The following is a 17,665-nucleotide window of genomic DNA, read 5'->3' on the forward strand; positions in this document are numbered from 1 at the left end:
TCATCTTCCCATAACGGAAGCATCAATGTACAGGTAACTGCTACCGATGCCGCTGGTCTTACAGATGTTAAGACAGTTGTGTTAACGGCTAAAGATTTGACGGCTCCAGTACTCACAGTAGCATTGGATCAGGATGTAAACCTTGACGGATCATGTTCTGTAACGATTCCAGATGTAAGAGGAACCGCAACGGATAATTGCACAGGAACGACAATAGCACAGATTCCAGCAGTTGGTTCAGTGGTCTCATCTTCCCATAACGGAAGCATCAATGTACAGGTAACCGCTACCGATGCCGCTGGACTTACAGATGTAAAAACAGTAGTGTTAACGGCTGGATAATTGCACAGGAACGACAATAGCGCAGAGCCCTTCAATTGGATCTGTTGTTTCATCTTTCCATAACGGAAGCATCAATGTACAGGTAACTGCCACAGATGCTGCTGGACTTACAGAACTCACAACGGAACCATCAATGTACAGGTAACTGCTACAGATGCTGCTGGACTTACAGATGTAAAAACAGTAGTGTTAACGGCAAAAGATGTAATTGCGCCAGTACTTATACCAGCGGCTAGTCAGAATGTAAATTTAAATGCCAGTTGTTCAGTAACAATTCCAGATGTAAGAGGAACTGCAACGGATAATTGCACAGGAACGATAATTACTCAGATTCCTTCAATTGGATCTGTTGTTTCATCTTCTCATAACGGGACTATCAATGTACTGGTAACTGCCACAGATGGCGCTGGACTTACAGATGTAAAAACAGTAGTGTTAACGGCAAAAGATGTGACGGCTCCAACAATAGTTTGTCCGGTAAATATTACATTGTCTGCTTGTCAATCTATAGCAACATGGTCAACACCTGTTGTAAATGATAACTGTGCTGTAACAATAGCACAAACTGCAGGGCCAGTTTCAGGATCAACTTTCGCTCCAAATACAGTCACTACTATTACCTATACGGCAACTGACGCCGCTGGTAACACAAAGAGTTGTTCATTTATTGTAACAAGAGCTGCAACCCTTTCTGCAACTATCGTTACCAATAAACCTACACTCTACTTTGGTTATGCAGGTGATCAGACTGCAACAATCACAGCAACGCCATTTGGAGGTACCGCTCCGTACACTATAAAAATTACAATGGTAAATGGTATAACCCCTGGAGTAGCACCTGCGGCTGTTCGTGTTGATGGTAAAATGATCTATGATTTTATTAACTCAGCTGGCGACGAGTTATGGAATCCGGGAGCAAATACAAATTCAGTTTTATCAACAGGTATTACTTCCGCAACAAATACAGTGGCTGCCTCATCCACTTCAATACCAATCAATGGTAGCTATTCAGTAAATGTGACGCTTTTGGCAGATGCAAGATTCATTGCAACAGTAATAGATGCTAATGGATGTTCTTATGTAACTTCATATGAATTGGCAGCAAAGGTTGATGCTGAGGATGTCCGCTGCTTTGCAGGAAATAGCGGTAACGCCAAAGTTACGATCTGTCATAGAACGGGTAGCACGAAGAACCCATGCGTAACTATTTGCGTCGATGAGTCTGCAGTGCAGGAGCACCTTAATCATGGAGACTTCTTGGGCAAATGTACGCCAGATTGTATAGCACCAAAATCTAATGCAAAATTGGTACAGCTTGATAAAACAATTATAGAACCTATTATATTCAATGTAAAAGCCTATCCCAACCCAACCGATCACCAGTTTACTTTAGTTGTGGAAGGGGACAGCAATGAAAATGTTGAAGTAATAGTATATGACATGCTTGCCAGAATGGTAAAAAGGATTGAAAAGAGTAATGGACAATCCATTTTATTTGGCGAAGATTTACCATCAGGTGAATATCTTGTATTGATTAAACAAGGTATTAACCAAAAAGTGGTCAACTTGATTAAACAGTAAAACTTATTCAGAATTTAAAATCAACTCCATTTCAATTTTTATTGGGATGGAGTTGATTTATATAGAGACAGGATGTCTTAGAATTCTGTTTCGAGAAGAAATAGAAATTATAATTTTATTCTATTAGTTATTTGATAAATTTTATAGAACAATAATTTGTATTGCAACATCTTATAGAATTTATTTCTATTTGTTTTAATTGGGATAAAAAAAACACTCTGAAAACTAATTTTCAGAGTGTTTAAATTTATTTTATAAAAAATGATTTATAGGTATTCTCCGTGTTGAGAAATATCTAAACCTAATTCTTCTTTTTCTTCAGAAACTCTTAAAGGAGTAATTTTATTTACAATAAAGAAAAGGAAATAGGATACTGAAAATGCAAATACAGAAACAAGAACTAATGCTTTTAATTGAATTAAAAACAAAGTAGCATCACCAAAAATTAAACCTTGGTTATCTCCTACAATCGCATTTACAGATTTTGATGCAAATACACCAGTTAAAAGCATACCTACCATACCTCCAACACCGTGACAAGCAAATACATCTAAAGCATCATCAATTTTTCCTTTAGGGAATTTACTCACTACAAGGTTACTTACAATACTGGCAATAATACCAATTGCCATTGCATGAGGAATGCTTACGAATCCAGCAGCAGGTGTAATAGCTACTAAACCTACAACAGCACCAATACAAGCTCCCATTGCAGAAAGTTTGTGTCCAAGGATTTTGTCAAGAAATACCCAACCCATTGCAGCAGCAGCAGCAGCAACTGTAGTAGTTCCTAAAGCTTGAGCAGCAAGACTTCCAGCTCCAACAGCAGATCCAGCATTGAAACCGAACCAACCGAACCATAATAAACCTGTTCCTAATAATACATAAGTAATACGAGCAGGATTTGATTTTTGTACTTTTCTTTTTCCTAAGAACATAGCTCCAGCAAGAGCTGCCCATCCTGCACTCATGTGTACAACAGTTCCGCCGGCAAAATCCAATACTCCCCATCCAAATAACAATCCATCTGGATGCCATGTCATGTGACACAAAGGAGCGTAAACAAATAATATGAATAAAACCATAAATAATAAGTAAGCCCAGAAACGAACACGTTCTGCAAAAGCTCCTGTTATTAAAGCTGGTGTAATAATTGCAAATTTAGCTTGAAATAAAGCAAACAAAATCATTGGAATTGTTGGAGCTAATTCCCAAGCAGTGTTAGCACTTACTCCTTGAAAAAATAAGTTTGGCATAGGATTTCCTATAAGTCCACCTATTGATGGTCCAAAACATAATCCAAATCCAACAACAACCCATAGAACGGTAACTATAACCATTGCCATAAAGCTTTGTAATACGGTACTAATAACATTCTTTTTACCTACCATTCCGCCATAAAAGAATCCAAGTCCCGGAGTCATTAATAATACAAGGGCGGTAGCAACTATCATCCAAGCTGTATCTCCCGTGTCTAATTTTAATGCAACAACATGTGCACCTAATGTTGATGATTCAACAAATAGATGAATTGAAAAAATGGATAATACTAGAATTGTGATTAATATCACACTTAAAATAATCTTTCGCATAGTTTTTAGTTTTAAATTTCGATAAAAATATAAAATGATTTTAAACCCCCTATTAAAAAAGAGTATAATATTTTATTTTTATTGATTTTTCATTTTACCCCCCTATATTTTGTGGGTATGTGATAATTCAACATTAAATTTAATGATTTATTAATGTTGTTTTTCTAAAAAACAACAATTCTTATAAACTATTAAATTTATCATAATATATTAGCAGTCTTTTAATATTATAGGAGTTATTCGATTATTACACACAATAATAAACAATTTTATCGATAATCTGTTAAAAATAAGGAATAAAAAAAACACCTGATACAATACAAGTATTAGGTGTTTTTTTTAATTTTAGAAGTTATTATTTTAAAATGTGTCCACTTAAAATTTTATAGACTTCATTGATATTGTTTCCTCCCTTACCAAATTGTTTAGAGATTGGTGTGTCTTCACTTTTTAACCAAATTTTTAATTCAGCATCCATGTCCAGTATTCCAGCACTTTCTTTTGAAAACTTTTTGATACTAGAATAAGGAATTGACATATAATCGACTTTAGTGCCAACTAATTGTTTCTCCACCAAAATCAACCTTTTATTGGTGAAAATAAACATGTCTTTAATTACTTTATATGCTTTCTCGATTATTTCACCGTCAATTAAAATAGGTTCAAATTCTTTTGAAACATTTTCAATACTAACTTCTGATGCGTTGCCTAAAATGGCATTAAATAGTCCCATAATTTTTTAGAATTTATAATTTTCAAAAATAAATTAATTTCAGTGTTATTAATGCCAATATTTTACTAATTTTCATACAAAATTAACATACATGCTGATTAAAGTTTTTGGAAGTGCCGTTTTTGGAGTCGAAGCAACAACGATTACCGTCGAAGTAAATATTGATAAAGGTATTGGATATCACCTGGTAGGATTACCCGATAATGCCATAAAAGAGAGTAGTTATAGAATTGCTGCCGCACTCAAAAATAATGGGTATGCGATGCCTGGTAAAAAAATTACCATCAATATGGCTCCAGCCGATTTGCGTAAGGAAGGATCAGCTTATGATTTGACTTTGACTATTGGGATTCTCGTTGCATCTGGACAAATCAAAGCAGATGATGTTGATAAATACATTATTATGGGTGAACTTTCTCTTGATGGAGGGTTGCAACCCATTCGTGGAGCTTTACCTATAGCGATAAAAGCTAAAGAGGAAGGTTTTAAAGGTTTTTTTCTCCCAAAACAAAATGTAAAAGAAGCGGCAATTGTAGCTGGTTTAGATGTTTATGGAATTGAAAACATACAAGAAGTCATTGATTTTTTTGAAGGGAAAGGGACTTTGGAACCAACAAAAATAGACACTAGAGCTGAGTTTTATAAAGATTTAGATTTTCCTGAATTTGATTTTTCAGATGTCAAAGGACAAGAGAGTATTAAGCGGTGTATGGAAATTGCTGCAGCCGGAGGACATAATATTATTTTGATTGGTCCACCTGGTGCTGGAAAAACAATGCTAGCCAAACGTTTACCCAGTATTTTGCCTCCCATGACTTTGCGTGAAGCATTAGAAACGACTAAAATTCATAGCGTAGCTGGAAAACTAAAAGAAGTGGGCTTGATGAATCAAAGACCGTTTCGCAGTCCGCATCATACTATTTCGAATGTGGCTTTAGTGGGAGGGGGGAGTTATCCACAGCCAGGTGAAATTTCTATGGCACATAATGGTGTTTTATTTTTGGATGAATTACCCGAATTTAAACGGGATGTTCTTGAAGTGATGCGTCAACCATTGGAAGATCGAGAAGTAACTATTTCTAGAGCTAAGTTTACCGTTACTTATCCATCGTCTTTTATGCTGGTGGCAAGTATGAATCCTAGTCCAAGTGGTTTCTTCAATGATCCAGATTCGCCACAAACTTCTTCACCACACGAGATGCAACGATATTTGAGTAAAATATCAGGTCCTTTATTGGATCGAATTGATATTCACATAGAAGTTACTCCTGTTCCTTTCGAAAAATTATCAGATGACAGAAAAGCAGAGAGTAGTGTTGACATTCGAAAGCGAGTTACTGCTGCTCGTGAAATTCAATCAGGTCGTTTTGAGCAAATGGAAAATATACATTATAATGCACAAATGAACACGAAACATATCAGAGAATATTGTGCACTTGATGATGTTTCAAAACAATTGTTAAAAACGGCTATGGAACGATTAAATCTTTCGGCACGTGCATATGACAGAATTTTGAAAGTGGCCAGAACGATAGCCGATTTGGATGCTGCTCCCCATGTTGTTTCTGGACATATCGCTGAAGCCATTCAGTATAGAAGTTTGGATCGTGATGGTTGGTTGGGTTGAGATTTTCAGATTTTTGATCAACTATTTTTGATTTCAGATCTTTATCACAACGCTCCACAAAGTCGTCAACTATGAGGAAGTGACTTTCTATTTTTAACCGACTTTGTTTTCGAACTAAAATGAAAAAAGAAAAGCATAGAAATAAATAAGTCAAAAAAGAGATTTCAATAGAAATCTCTTTTATTTTTGCCAAATGTTAGAAATTCTTTACCAAGACGAATATATTATAGCAATTAATAAGCCAAGTGGATTGTTGGTCCACAAATCATTTTATGCGCGCGATGCAAAAGTTTTTGCTATTCAAGAATTGAGAAATCAAATAGGAGGGCAACACGTTTATCCTATTCATCGGTTAGATCGCAAAACATCTGGTGTCTTGTTATTTGCGTTGGATAAAAAAGTTTTAAAAATTATGAATGATCGTTTTGCCACACGCGAAGTCGAAAAAAAATATTTAGCAATTTTACGGGGTTGGTCACCCGAAGAACTAACGATTGATTATGATTTAACCAATGATGATGGCATTATACAAAATGCAATAACCTACTTTCATCGATTGCAAAGTACCGAAATTGAGTTAGAATTTAACAATAAACCTACGTCACGATATTGTTTGGTAGAAGCGATTCCTGAAACCGGACGTATGCATCAATTACGAAAACATTTCAAACATATTTTTCATCCCATTTTAGGAAGTCGGCCACACGGTTGTAACAAACAAAATAAATTATGGTTGGAGAATTTTGAACTGAAAGGAATGATGCTTCATGCACATCAGTTAATTTTTAATCATCCTATAACTAATGAACAATTTATCCTGAATGCAAAGATTAATGAAGAGTTTAGCAGAGTAGGTACTATTCTTAATCTAGATTTGAATACCTATGAATAGAATACTGATACCATTCATTACTATATTTTAGTCCAATATTTTTTTGTCACATCGAGCGCAGTCGAGATGTATAGCGGGTTCTCGACTGCGCTCGAACTGACAAATCGGACTAATTGATAAAAAGTATTGGTGTAATTTGTAAAGTAATGCTTTAAATTATTGTTGTATTTGGAAACAATAGTTTTCAGTATAGAGAGGAGCAGATTTCAGATTTTGAATCAACGTTTTTTGATTTCAGATATTTATCACAACGTTCCACAAAGTCTCCTACTTTGAGGAAGTGACTTTCGGTTTTTAACCGATTTTGTTTTTATAATATTTTAATTTTAAGGTCAGTTGGCGACTGAGAAACACATACTCAAAGTTGGAGACTTTGCGTAGCGGGGCATTTTCGTTGTTCAACTTTTTTGAAATAGAGGAATAATTATTCCTCCAATAATTGATACTAATAAACTCAATAAAGAAATAAGTAATGTTATATTTTCTAAATTTAAAAAAGATTTTTTGGTATTTATTATAATCTGTGTATAAGGTAAAAATGTACCTTTTAAATTTAAGATACCTGCATAAATTGTAGAAATTAAAAAGATTATTGTACTTATTGAGTAAATTATTTCTTGATTTTTTATAAATGTAGAAATAGCTATTAATGAAATTGTTAGAATAACACCAAGTAGATATGGAAAAATTTTGTTTATGGCCCAAAACCATGGTTTTTTGTTTTTTAGAAAATTTGAAACTTGAGTATACTTACCTAAAACCCAAGTTTCATCCATTCCATCAATATTTAGTTCAATAAAGTTTACAGTAAATTCAATTCGAATACTTTTATCTATTCTATTTTCATTCCAACTAATATTTCTTAGTGATAACCTATTAAAATTATTGGGTAATTCTCTATGAGCCAAAAAATCTTCTAAACTATTCGAGTTTATATTGATATTTTTAAGATTTGTGGTTATTTCAAAATCTTCTTTTCTTTCTGAATTAGGAATTTTTTCTCTCAATATCTTAATCAGTTCTTGTAAATCATCAATTTCTAATTTACAAGGATTCATTCTTCCAGATTTTGTATATTTTTTCATAGTTATTTTCTAGTGTAATATGACAACTGTCAAACTATTTTATTTCAAATATATTGTTTTTTTCTTACAAGTCGTCTGGCTATTTTAGATTTGGGAATTAATTTGCAAAATGGTATTATGAAAGTAAAAACGCTCTAAATAGCCCCGATAGAAATTAAAAACCTAGTAAGAGCTGGCTTTCAGCTCTTACTAGGTTTGTAATGTATAGCGGGAAATACGTTCTAAAAAAACGAAAATATTCTGCTCCTAAAAAATAATAAAAATTAATTATCTATTAGAACGTCGGTCATTATTTTGACTCGGGCGTCTTGGACCAAAACTGTTATTACTGCTCCGGTTTGTAGTGTCAGTTTTTGGTTTCTTAGGAGTTGAATTGCGTTGTTGTCTTCCTTGCCCTTGTTTGATTGGTTCTTTTGAAGCGTTAGGATCTGGCTCAAAACCTTTAATATTTTCTACTGGCAATTTCAAGCCTACCAATTTTTCTATATCACGTAAAAAGATAGTTTCGTCTGGACTAAATAAAGAAATAGCTTCTCCACTTGCTCCGGCTCTACCAGTTCTACCAATGCGGTGAACGTAATCTTCAGGAATATTTGGTAATTCAAAATTGACAACATGTGGTAATAATGGTATATCCAAACCTCGCGCTGCAATATCCGTAGCCACTAAAGCAGTCAGGCTTCCGTCTTTGAAACCCGCTAAGGCTTTGGTTCTTGCGCCTTGACCTTTGTTTCCGTGAATCGCTGCTGCTTTGATTCCTGCACTAATCATGCTTTCAGTCAGTTTGTTGGCGCCTTGTTTGGTACGTGTAAAAACCAAAATCTGTTTCCAGTTTCCTTCCGTAATCAATTTAATTATCAGTTCTGTTTTTTTCTCTTTTGCAACAGGATATACTTTTTGGATAATAGCATCTACGGTCGTGTTTTCCGGGGTTGCTTCCACGTGAACTGGATGGTGCAAAATGCCCATGGCCAATTTCTTGATGTCTTTTGAAAAGGTTGCCGAAAACATCAAGTTTTGCCTTTTTGAAGGTAATACTTTTATAATGCGCTCAATGTCTCGTACGAAACCCATGTCTAACATGCGGTCTGCTTCATCTAAAACTAAGATTTCAACTTTTGCAAGCGATATTAAACCTTGATTTTGCAAATCGATTAATCGACCTGGAGTGGCGACTAAAATATCGATACCTTGACGCAGTTGGGTAACTTGTGGATTCTGGTTTACGCCCCCAAAAATAACGGTACTACGTATGTCTAAGAATTCACTGTATTCTTTTATATTGGCCAATATTTGTGCTGCTAATTCTCTTGTTGGAGTCAATATTAAGGCACGAATAGGTCTTTGTCTCAACTGTTGACCTTGCGATAATAATTGTAATATGGGTAGTGTAAAACCGGCAGTTTTTCCTGTTCCTGTCTGTGCAGAGGCTAATACATCTTTGCCTTCTAAAATGGGTGGAATTGCTTTTTGTTGAATTGGAGAAGGGGTTGAATATCCTTTTTTGCTGACGGCTTTTAATAAAGCATCAGATAAGCCTAATGAGTTGAATGACATAAATAGTGTTTATAAAGTAAACACTATTAGTTAGTTTACTTTTTTAAGTGGGCGCAAAGGTACTGCTAATTTTTTCGATGTGCTTTTGATTGCTTGATTTTGTTTAAATAAAGATAGTACGTTGTTTTTAATCCGTTACAAACCATCAGTATTTAAGTTTTTAATATTGCTATTGAAATTTGCATTATCATTCAATTATTCTAACCCTGCAAAAGTATCTCCTTGTTTGATATCTCCAGTTTTATATCCTTTCATAAACCAAAATTTACGCTGTTCAGAAGTACCGTGTGTAAAAGATTCGGGTACAATATGTCCCTGCATTTTACTTTGAATCGCATCATCTCCTACAGCCTGTGCAGCACTTAAAGCTTCATCAATATCATCAATGTCAAGATTTTCTTGATTGTATTTTGCCCATACTCCGGCATAAAAATCAGCTTGCAGCTCCAATGCTACAGATAATTTATTGGCCTCTGTCTCACTTTTTCCTCCTTGCATTTCTCTCATTTTATTTGAAGTTCCTAGTAGATTTTGTACATGATGTCCAACTTCATGTGCAATTACATAGGCTACTGCAAAATCCCCCCCTTTAGCTCCAAATTTAGTTTGTAATTCATTAAAAAAATCTAAATCCATATATACTTTTTGATCTCCAGGGCAATAAAAAGGACCAGAAGCTGATGATGCACCTCCACATGCTGTTTCTACAGCTCCAGTAAATAAGACCATTCCAGGATTTTTATACGTCATATTATTTTCACTAAATATCTGTCCCCAAATATCTTCGGTATCAGCAAAAACAGTTTTAGGGAATTCAGCTAATTTTTTTTCCTCGACAGATAATTCTCTCTGTTCAGTAGGAGCACTTTGTCCTTGATTCATTTGTTCTAAAATAGGAGCTAGCATTTGACCATTTTCTCCTCCAAAAACATTTAATAATAAAATTATAATTCCTATTATTCCGCCACCAACAATGGTCTTTCCTCCTGACGACATACCTCTTCTATCTTCGACATTGTCACTTTGACGTCTTCCTATCCATTTCATAATTTTATGTTTTTTAAGTTAATCCCTTTATAAAGCTGACTCTAATTTAAAATATTTTTTAAAAATAAGAGCAAATTTCACTAGAATTAATTTGTCCATCTAGAAAGTGTCTCTTCAATAATTCCTTTTATTATTGGTTTTGAAATATAATCATTCATTCCTGCATTGATACACTTGTCTTTTTCATCTTTCTCAGTACCGGCAGTTATTGCGATAATAGGAATTTTTTCACCAGCTTTTAAATTACGAATTTCATTAGTTGCTTCGTATCCATTCATTATCGGCATTTGTATGTCCATGAAAATAATATCAGGATTTAGGGTTTCAAACTGATCTACAGCATCTTTACCATTGAAAACTTCAGAAATGATAACATCAGAATATAAATTTTTAATTATTGTTTTAAGCAATAACATGTTAACTTTATTATCCTCAACAATCATAATTTTTATTTTTTTAGGAATTTTATTGGTCTTAGCAAGGGACTCTTTTTTATCAATCAATGCCTCAATTTCATTTTCGAACGTTTCATCGCTAATCTCTAAATCTAAATCAAAATAAAAGGTACTTCCTGTATTAATAATACTTTTCAGTTGTAATTGACTATCCATCAAACCTAATAATTGATTTGAAATTGTTAAACCTAAACCGGTTCCGCCAAATTTTCTGGTTGTAGAACTATCTTCCTGAGAAAATGCCTGAAAAATTTTCTTTTGGTTTTCCTCTAAAATTCCAATTCCAGTATCTGTAACAGCAAAACGAATTTTTGCTCTGGAAACAACTGTTTTTTCGATAACAGAAACATCTAATTTGATATTCCCTTTTTCTGTAAATTTTACTGCATTTGCTAAAAGATTGATAAGGATTTGTTTCAAACGAACACTGTCAATCCAAAAATATTTAGGAACATCTGGAAATATATTTAATTCTAAACCTAATTTTTTTTGATTGGATTCATATAAAATTAAATCAATGATTTGGCTTAGTATTTCCTTAACATCATGTTTTTCAATAAATAAATCTAGTTTTCCGGCTTCTATTTTAGAAAAATCAAGAATGTCATTTATGATTTCTAACAAGGAATGAGCAGATTGATTTACAGTTGTCATGTATTTTTCCTGTGTTCTTCCCAAATTAGTTTTCATCAATAAATCAGTAAAACCAATAATTCCATTTAAAGGTGTTCTAATTTCGTGACTCATATTTGCAAGAAATTCTGATTTTGCTTTGTTGGAAGCTTCAGCTAATTCTTTTGCTTTTATAAAAGTTTCGGTTTGTTTTCTCTCTGTAATATCAATAAAAATACCTTCGATGAATGCAATTTTTCCGTCTTTATAAATAGCATCACCAAATTCTTCTACCCATATAATTTCCTTGTTTTTATGATGAATTCGATAAATAGAATGTATAGGTCTTCCGTTTTCTATAGCATCTTGTTCCTCGAGCAAAGTTCGTTCTTTATCTTCGGGATGGATTAAATCAATGAAAGACAGTTTTTTAGTAAGAAAATCTGATTTAGGATAGCCTGTCAGCTTTTCAATTTCATCGTTAATATAAATTTTAGTGGCGTATTTGTCATATTTAGATAAATAAACAGTCCCCGGAATATTATTAGCTAATAATCGAAATTTTTCCTCACTTTCATAGATTGCAGTCTCATTTGTGATTCGCTCAATCGAGGCAGCAATATTTTTTGCTAATGTTTGTAGAATATTGACTTCATCTTCACTCCATATTCTTTCTTTTTCGGTGTCATCAAATCCTAAAAATCCATGAAATTTGTTTTTTACAAAAATTGGAAAAAGAATTAATGAAACTACATCAACATGAGATAGTTTAGTTCTCAAGGATTCATTTTTTATTTTTGGAACAACAGCTTCAAAAATTTTATTATTTAAAAGTGGCGTTAATAATTCCTCAAAATAGGCATGAGGTAAATTTTGAAGCTTGATATTATTTTCAGTTAATTTAATATTGTTAATTATCCAACGGTATTTTTGGTTTATTAACCCTGTATTTGCATCATTTTCATAATAATAGGCACGATGCGATTTAGTGGCTTTACCCATGATTATAAGAACATCCGAAAAAATAGCATTAATATCTTTACTATTTAAAAATTTATCGGTGCAAAGTGCCATTGCCGATAAAAGATCACTTTTATATTCTAATTTTTTATCCGTTTGATGTCTCAGTTGCGATGCTATAGCTAAGGAAATAATATCAGATATTGTTCGGGCAAAATTGATGTCTTCATTATCCCAATTTCTAATAGTTCCAGTAGTTTCAAAGCTAATGGTTCCAAATAATTCACCATTTGTAAAAATGGGGATATCAAGCAATGACTTGATATTGTTTTTCAAAAAATAGTTTTCTGTGAATTCTGAAATATCCTTTTCATTAAAAACATCTGGTGCACAAATTTGTTTTTTACTTTTTATGGATTCAAAATAAATAGGAAATTTTTCTCTTTTCAAAAGATTTCCAGTGCCAAATTCATTTGTATCTAAATGGTATAAATCCTCACAACTAATGGAATCATCAGTATATTTCCAGTAGCCAACCCGATTGCATTTTGAAGCTTTTGCTGCAGCTTCAAGTATTAATTTTATGCTAATTTCTAAATTGCTATAACTGCTAAAATTCGTAGTAGATAATTTTTTAATTGTTTTGTTATACTCTTCCGTTTTTTCTTGACGTATTTTGCTTTCGGTTTCAATATTTTTAAGCTTTGTTATATCTCTTGCAATACCGGAGTAACCTACTATTATATTAGAATCATTTCTGCGAATAATTACCTTTTGGGAAATCCACATTATTTCTCCATTCTTTTTTAATAAAGGAATTTCGATTGTAGGGAAATCATTTTCGTTTTCTTCTAAGTTTTGATAAAATTGCATCATTTCATCGATATAATCAGCTCGAATAAATTCAGAATAATTTCTAGTTAAAATTTCTTCCTCTGCGTAACCTAAAATTTTAATGGTAAAGTCATTAATAAATATAAAATTGCCATCATCATCTACTTCAAAAATTATATCAGTAGCGGTTTGAATTAAATTTTTATATTGATTCTGAATTTGAACTTCATTCGTTACATCTTGTCCAATCCCTATAATTAGATCATCGGTAAACTTTTTATCTTTCCACTGGATGTATTTGTATTCTCCATTTTTGCATTTAAGTTTCCTTATAAACATTGCTTCTTCATTGAAATCAGTTTGGTATGCTTCGCCAAAAAATTCGGTGTCTTCAGTAAGTTCCCAATATCCTAACCCCAAAACTTCATTAATGGAATATCCTAAAATTGAAGTAATAGTTTCACTACAAAACGAAACCTCTCCCTTTCTATTTGTAGCAATAATAAGAGAATTTCCCTTATTTATAATTTGATCATTAAAACGAAATTTGTCCTTGATTTTTAATGATGATACATATCGAATGTAGTTTATAATGAATGTTATAAGGGAATAATTGAATAATAGAATACTTGTTTTAAATGGAATTAATTCAAAAAAGGTAACTGTAGTCAAATAAAGAATAACAAATAGAACAAAAAACCAATACAATTTTAAAGGTTTTAGAACACTATAGGAAAAGAAAAAAGTGACTATAAAGGCTATAATTGGAATAATGTCTGAAGGGGTGAAAATTAAATTTCTACAAATTAAACCAAAATATAATATAAAAACTACAATGAAAAAATGCTTAATATTTTTTAAAACATAGATAGATTTTGTACTAATAAAATACATAATCAATAAAGATAAACCAATAAGACCGTTTGTAATTAATAAGCTCTTTGGTCTTATGTCAAAAAGTTCAAAATTAATTTCTATGATGGGTAGTATAATTCCTAAAAATAAAAGATAGATTTGATATTCTTTATTTTTTGAATCACTGTAGTGGTTTTTTTCTATAAAAGTGCTGTTTAATTTTTTTTTGATTTTAAAAAAATTGTAGACCAACAAAAAAATAAAAATGAGTAAAATAGTAATTACTAACCAAAATTTCAAGTCGTTATTAATCAGTTTTTTAATTAATAAAAAATGATTGAACATTATAAAACCATTAAACGAACTAAAAAAAGTAAGGTTAAGTTTAGTTAATAATAAGGAGCTATAGTAGAATACCATAGAATATATTTTGCTTAGGTTTGAAAGACTCGATTTGGGTTTCTATCTTTTGGTCAAGAAATATAATGATTTTTTTAACATCAAAACACAACATAAATTTTTTAGTTGTGTTTTGATGTTAAAAATTAAATATTTAAGGTAATCTATTCCAATTCGCTTTCTGGATCAATTCCTATAATAGAAATGTAAATAGAATAATACATAGAATACATAAAAGGAATTGTAAAAAACACTCCAATACAACATCCTATAAATCCTACCATTGATGCTATAATTGCCACAATGATTAATCCTAAAATTACTAAAGGTTGTTTTGCAATAATGATGGCACTAGATTTAATAGCATCGATTGCTTTTAAATTACCAAAAATAATAAGCGGAATAGTTAGGAAAGTAAAAAACGATAGTATCATAGATAACAAAGTACCTATAAATTTAATTCCACTATAATCAAAAAGGGATGATAGTATTGAACTTAAAATAGAAATTGTTAAAGTTGAAATAACTAATTCTTTAAAATAGGGAGCCTTGTAATATTCGAAAACTGTTGAAACATGAAATTCTTCATCTTTTTCAGCGAAATGAGCCATTTTGATTAATCCTGCTGGAAAAGGGCTTAACAGGCAAGTAAAAATTATTGCACTGACTATATATATCAAAAGAGAAATTCCTGTGAAATTTTCGTTTTTTAAATTTTCTAAAAACTGTTGATTCATACCAGACATTCCAAAAGTATAAATTATAGCTCCAGCAGTTAGTATTCCTATAAATACTGAGAAAACAAATATCATTAAGCCAGCATATACTGCAATTTTTTTATAGTTTTCAAATGCCAAATTAAAAACGTTTGCAAAATCTAATTGGTATCCATTGTTTTTTATTTCTTCAATTTTTTCTTTTGTAGTTCTCATCAATTGGTTTGTTAGTTTTTAAGGTGTGAATTAAATGTATTTATATTTTAAAATAGACTTCTTCAAAAGGAATCCTAAAACGTTCTCCGTAAACGCCCTGTTCCTCCCGAAGTCCACATCCTATAATCATATTTATTTCGGATGAAGCAGGTAAATGTAATATTTTTTTTATTCTTAGCGAATCAAAACCTTCCATAGGACAAGTATCATAGTTTATTGCTGCCATACTTATCATAAAATTTTGAGCAGCAAGTCCGGCACTTTTATGAGCGACAATACGCATATCACTTTGCCTTGCTTCTCTGTAAATAGGTTTGAATAATCCGATGATTTGAAAAGCAATAAATTTTACTATTCCAATGATTCCAAGAAAATCAAAGTAAAGCGTTGGAATTATTTTTTGATAATAATTCAAAGCAAATTTTTCTCTTTTCGAGTAAGTTGATTCTGGTTTGTTTCCATACAGTGATTTTAAATAATCAATATTTGACTGTACTCTTTTTCTCCATAAATCTTTTCTCGCGACAACTATAACCATTTGTTGTGCTGTTTTTGCTGCATTTTGGCCAAAACTTGCGGCTGTTACTTTTTGTATAATTTCAGGAGAAATGACATGGTAAAATTCCCAAAGTTGCATATTACTGCTCGTAGCTGCAAGTGTAGCTAATTGAATACATTCTTTTACTTTTTGTGCATCAATGGGTTCATTTTTAAAAACTCGAACAGACCGTCGGTATTTAATGGCTTCACTTACCGATTTTTCATTGGCTACAACCATTTTAATAATTTTTTAATTGTTTTTAATTTATCATTGTAAGGGGCATAACGCATCGGTAAATCCAACCAATTTGCTTTTTTTACGATTCCTTTTTTATGCGAAAAAGTGTCAAAACTCAAACTGCCATGATACGCGCCTATTCCGCTATGGCCAACACCTCCAAAAGGTAATCTTTTATTAGAAAAATGGATTACCGTATCATTGATACAGCCACCACCAAAAGAATATTTGTGTATAATTTTTTGTGCAAACGAATGATTTTCTGTGAAAACATACAAGGCTAAAGGTTTCTCGTACTTAGAGATTATGGCATTTATTTCTGTCTCATTTTCATAGGAAAGAATAGGAAGTAAAGGACCAAAAATCTCTTCTTTCATAATCAGACTGTCCACATTCGATTCATCAATAAGCGTAGGGGAGATGTAACAATTTTCAATTTCAGTTTGACCTCCAAAAATAATTTTCTCTTCTTCAATCATATTGACTAATCGGAGCCAGTTTTTTTGATTTATTATTCGGGCATAATCGGGTGATAGTTTAGGGTTTTCACTATATGCTTTTGTGATTTCTTCTTTCATGAATTCCAAAAAATGGCTTTTCATGTTTTTTTGAATCAAAATATAATCGGGTGCAATACACGTTTGTCCGGCGTTTATGAATTTTCCCCAAACGATTCTTTTGGCAGCGAGTTTTAAATTGGCAGTTTCATCAATAATACAAGGGTTTTTTCCGCCAAGCTCCAATGTTACGGGAGTTAGGTTTTCGGCGGCAGCTTTTGCCACAATTTTGCCAACCGGAACGCTTCCTGTAAAAAAAATATAATCCCAGCGTTGTGAAAGTAAGTTCTGAGTGACTTCAACGCCGCCTTCTATAACTTCGACATGATTATTATGAAATGTTCGTTCAATAATTTTTGCAATTATTTCGGACGTTTTTGGAGTGAGTTCAGAAGGTTTTAAAACTACTTGATTTCCTGCCGCAACAGCCGAAATTAAAGGACAAAGAGCCAGTTGAAACGGATAATTCCAAGGCGCAATAATCAGTACTTTACCGTAAGGTTCTTTATAAATATAATCGGTGGAAGGGAAATTGAGAATGGAAGGGAAAACCCTCTTTGGCTTTGCCCATTTATGTAAATTCTTTATGGTGTCTTTTAATTCAGAAATAACGTAATTGGTTTCTGTGAGTACCGCTTCAAAAGCCGGTTTCTTAAAATCATCGTATAAAGCTTGAATAATTTCATTTTCATGAGTAATAATGACATTCAGTAACTTTATTAAAGTTTCTTTTCTAGAACCTATATTAGTTTTGTAATTCATTAGAGACACACCGTTTATTTAGTGCTATGCAAGTTAATTTTTATAATTTACATAATGAATTATTC

13 protein-coding genes are annotated in these 17,665 nt (G+C 32.4%); 4 read left to right on the forward strand and 9 right to left on the reverse strand.

The features are described from left to right. Together OA85_RS17515 and OA85_RS14390 are read left to right on the forward strand one after the other, a co-directional pair. The coding region (locus OA85_RS17515) for a hypothetical protein (protein WP_039110503.1) at positions 1-342 on the forward strand (342 nt) is incomplete at its 5' end. A 186-nt stretch (positions 343-528) separates the two neighbouring features. Beyond that, positions 529-1,923: an HYR domain-containing protein gene (locus tag OA85_RS14390; RefSeq protein WP_039110505.1), complete on the forward strand. Its 1,395-nt coding sequence runs from the start codon at positions 529-531 to the stop codon at positions 1,921-1,923. A 266-nt stretch (positions 1,924-2,189) separates the two neighbouring features. On the opposite strand, the gene OA85_RS14395 is transcribed toward OA85_RS14390, so the two are convergent. Together OA85_RS14395 and OA85_RS14400 are read right to left on the reverse strand one after the other, a co-directional pair. Beyond that, a complete protein-coding gene (locus OA85_RS14395) occupies positions 2,190-3,515 on the reverse strand; it encodes an ammonium transporter (RefSeq protein ID WP_039110506.1) in 1,326 nt (441 codons plus the stop codon). A 355-nt stretch (positions 3,516-3,870) separates the two neighbouring features. Next, a complete protein-coding gene (locus tag OA85_RS14400) occupies positions 3,871-4,248 on the reverse strand; it encodes a PH domain-containing protein (RefSeq protein ID WP_039110507.1) in 378 nt (125 codons plus the stop codon). A 91-nt stretch (positions 4,249-4,339) separates the two neighbouring features. Here OA85_RS14400 and OA85_RS14405 point away from each other — a divergent pair, with 91 nt between their 5' ends. After that, positions 4,340-5,875 carry a YifB family Mg chelatase-like AAA ATPase gene (locus OA85_RS14405; protein WP_039110508.1) on the forward strand — a complete coding sequence of 512 codons (1,536 nt, stop codon included), beginning with the start codon at positions 4,340-4,342 and terminating at the stop codon, positions 5,873-5,875. 193 nt (positions 5,876-6,068) lie between these two features. Beyond that, a complete protein-coding gene (locus OA85_RS14410; RefSeq protein ID WP_039110509.1) occupies positions 6,069-6,767 on the forward strand; it encodes a pseudouridine synthase in 699 nt (232 codons plus the stop codon). A gap of 398 nt (positions 6,768-7,165) precedes the next feature. Here the strand turns inward: OA85_RS14410 and OA85_RS14415 are convergent, their stop codons facing one another. The 7 genes from OA85_RS14415 to OA85_RS14445 form a co-directional block, all read right to left on the reverse strand. Continuing rightward, on the reverse strand, positions 7,166-7,852 hold the full coding sequence (locus OA85_RS14415) for a hypothetical protein (RefSeq protein WP_039110510.1): 687 nt from the start codon (positions 7,850-7,852) through the stop codon (positions 7,166-7,168). 267 nt (positions 7,853-8,119) lie between these two features. Next, entirely contained in the window at positions 8,120-9,409 is a 1,290-nt protein-coding gene (locus OA85_RS14420; RefSeq protein ID WP_039110511.1) for a DEAD/DEAH box helicase, read from the reverse strand. 195 nt (positions 9,410-9,604) lie between these two features. Next, complete coding sequence (locus tag OA85_RS14425; RefSeq protein ID WP_039110512.1) at positions 9,605-10,456, reverse strand: neutral zinc metallopeptidase; 852 nt, start codon at positions 10,454-10,456, stop codon at positions 9,605-9,607. An 86-nt stretch (positions 10,457-10,542) separates the two neighbouring features. Next, the gene (locus tag OA85_RS14430) at positions 10,543-14,025 is read right to left on the reverse strand and encodes a PAS domain S-box protein (protein ID WP_231557112.1); all 3,483 of its coding nucleotides are present in this window, start codon (positions 14,023-14,025) and stop codon (positions 10,543-10,545) included. 710 nt (positions 14,026-14,735) lie between these two features. Beyond that, positions 14,736-15,503 carry a hypothetical protein gene (locus OA85_RS14435; RefSeq protein ID WP_039110514.1) on the reverse strand — a complete coding sequence of 256 codons (768 nt, stop codon included), beginning with the start codon at positions 15,501-15,503 and terminating at the stop codon, positions 14,736-14,738. 40 nt (positions 15,504-15,543) lie between these two features. After that, positions 15,544-16,281, reverse strand: coding sequence for a nitroreductase family protein (locus OA85_RS14440; protein WP_039110515.1), 738 nt, complete (start codon positions 16,279-16,281; stop codon positions 15,544-15,546). Next, positions 16,272-17,600, reverse strand: coding sequence for an aldehyde dehydrogenase (locus tag OA85_RS14445; protein ID WP_039110516.1), 1,329 nt, complete (start codon positions 17,598-17,600; stop codon positions 16,272-16,274). The genes OA85_RS14440 and OA85_RS14445 overlap by 10 nt, the downstream gene beginning before the upstream one ends. Positions 17,601-17,665 lie beyond the last annotated feature (65 nt).

The organism is Flavobacterium sp. AED (genome assembly GCF_000812945.1).
Classification (GTDB): Bacteria; Bacteroidota; Bacteroidia; order Flavobacteriales; family Flavobacteriaceae; genus Flavobacterium.

Bases quoted from the DNA above. Each gene is read 5' to 3' on its own strand.
- OA85_RS14425 (WP_039110512.1), bottom strand. From the start codon at position 10,456: ATGAAATGGATAGGAAGACGTCAAAGTGACAATGTCGAAGATAGAAGA.
- OA85_RS14440 (WP_039110515.1), bottom strand. From the start codon at position 16,281: ATGGTTGTAGCCAATGAAAAATCGGTAAGTGAAGCCATTAAATACCGA.
- OA85_RS14415 (WP_039110510.1), bottom strand. From the start codon at position 7,852: ATGAAAAAATATACAAAATCTGGAAGAATGAATCCTTGTAAATTAGAA.
- OA85_RS14445 (WP_039110516.1), bottom strand. From the start codon at position 17,600: ATGAATTACAAAACTAATATAGGTTCTAGAAAAGAAACTTTAATAAAG.
- OA85_RS14420 (WP_039110511.1), bottom strand. From the start codon at position 9,409: ATGTCATTCAACTCATTAGGCTTATCTGATGCTTTATTAAAAGCCGTC.
- OA85_RS14405 (WP_039110508.1), top strand. From the start codon at position 4,340: ATGCTGATTAAAGTTTTTGGAAGTGCCGTTTTTGGAGTCGAAGCAACA.
- OA85_RS14395 (WP_039110506.1), bottom strand. From the start codon at position 3,515: ATGCGAAAGATTATTTTAAGTGTGATATTAATCACAATTCTAGTATTA.
- OA85_RS14400 (WP_039110507.1), bottom strand. From the start codon at position 4,248: ATGGGACTATTTAATGCCATTTTAGGCAACGCATCAGAAGTTAGTATT.
- OA85_RS14410 (WP_039110509.1), top strand. From the start codon at position 6,069: ATGTTAGAAATTCTTTACCAAGACGAATATATTATAGCAATTAATAAG.
- OA85_RS14435 (WP_039110514.1), bottom strand. From the start codon at position 15,503: ATGAGAACTACAAAAGAAAAAATTGAAGAAATAAAAAACAATGGATAC.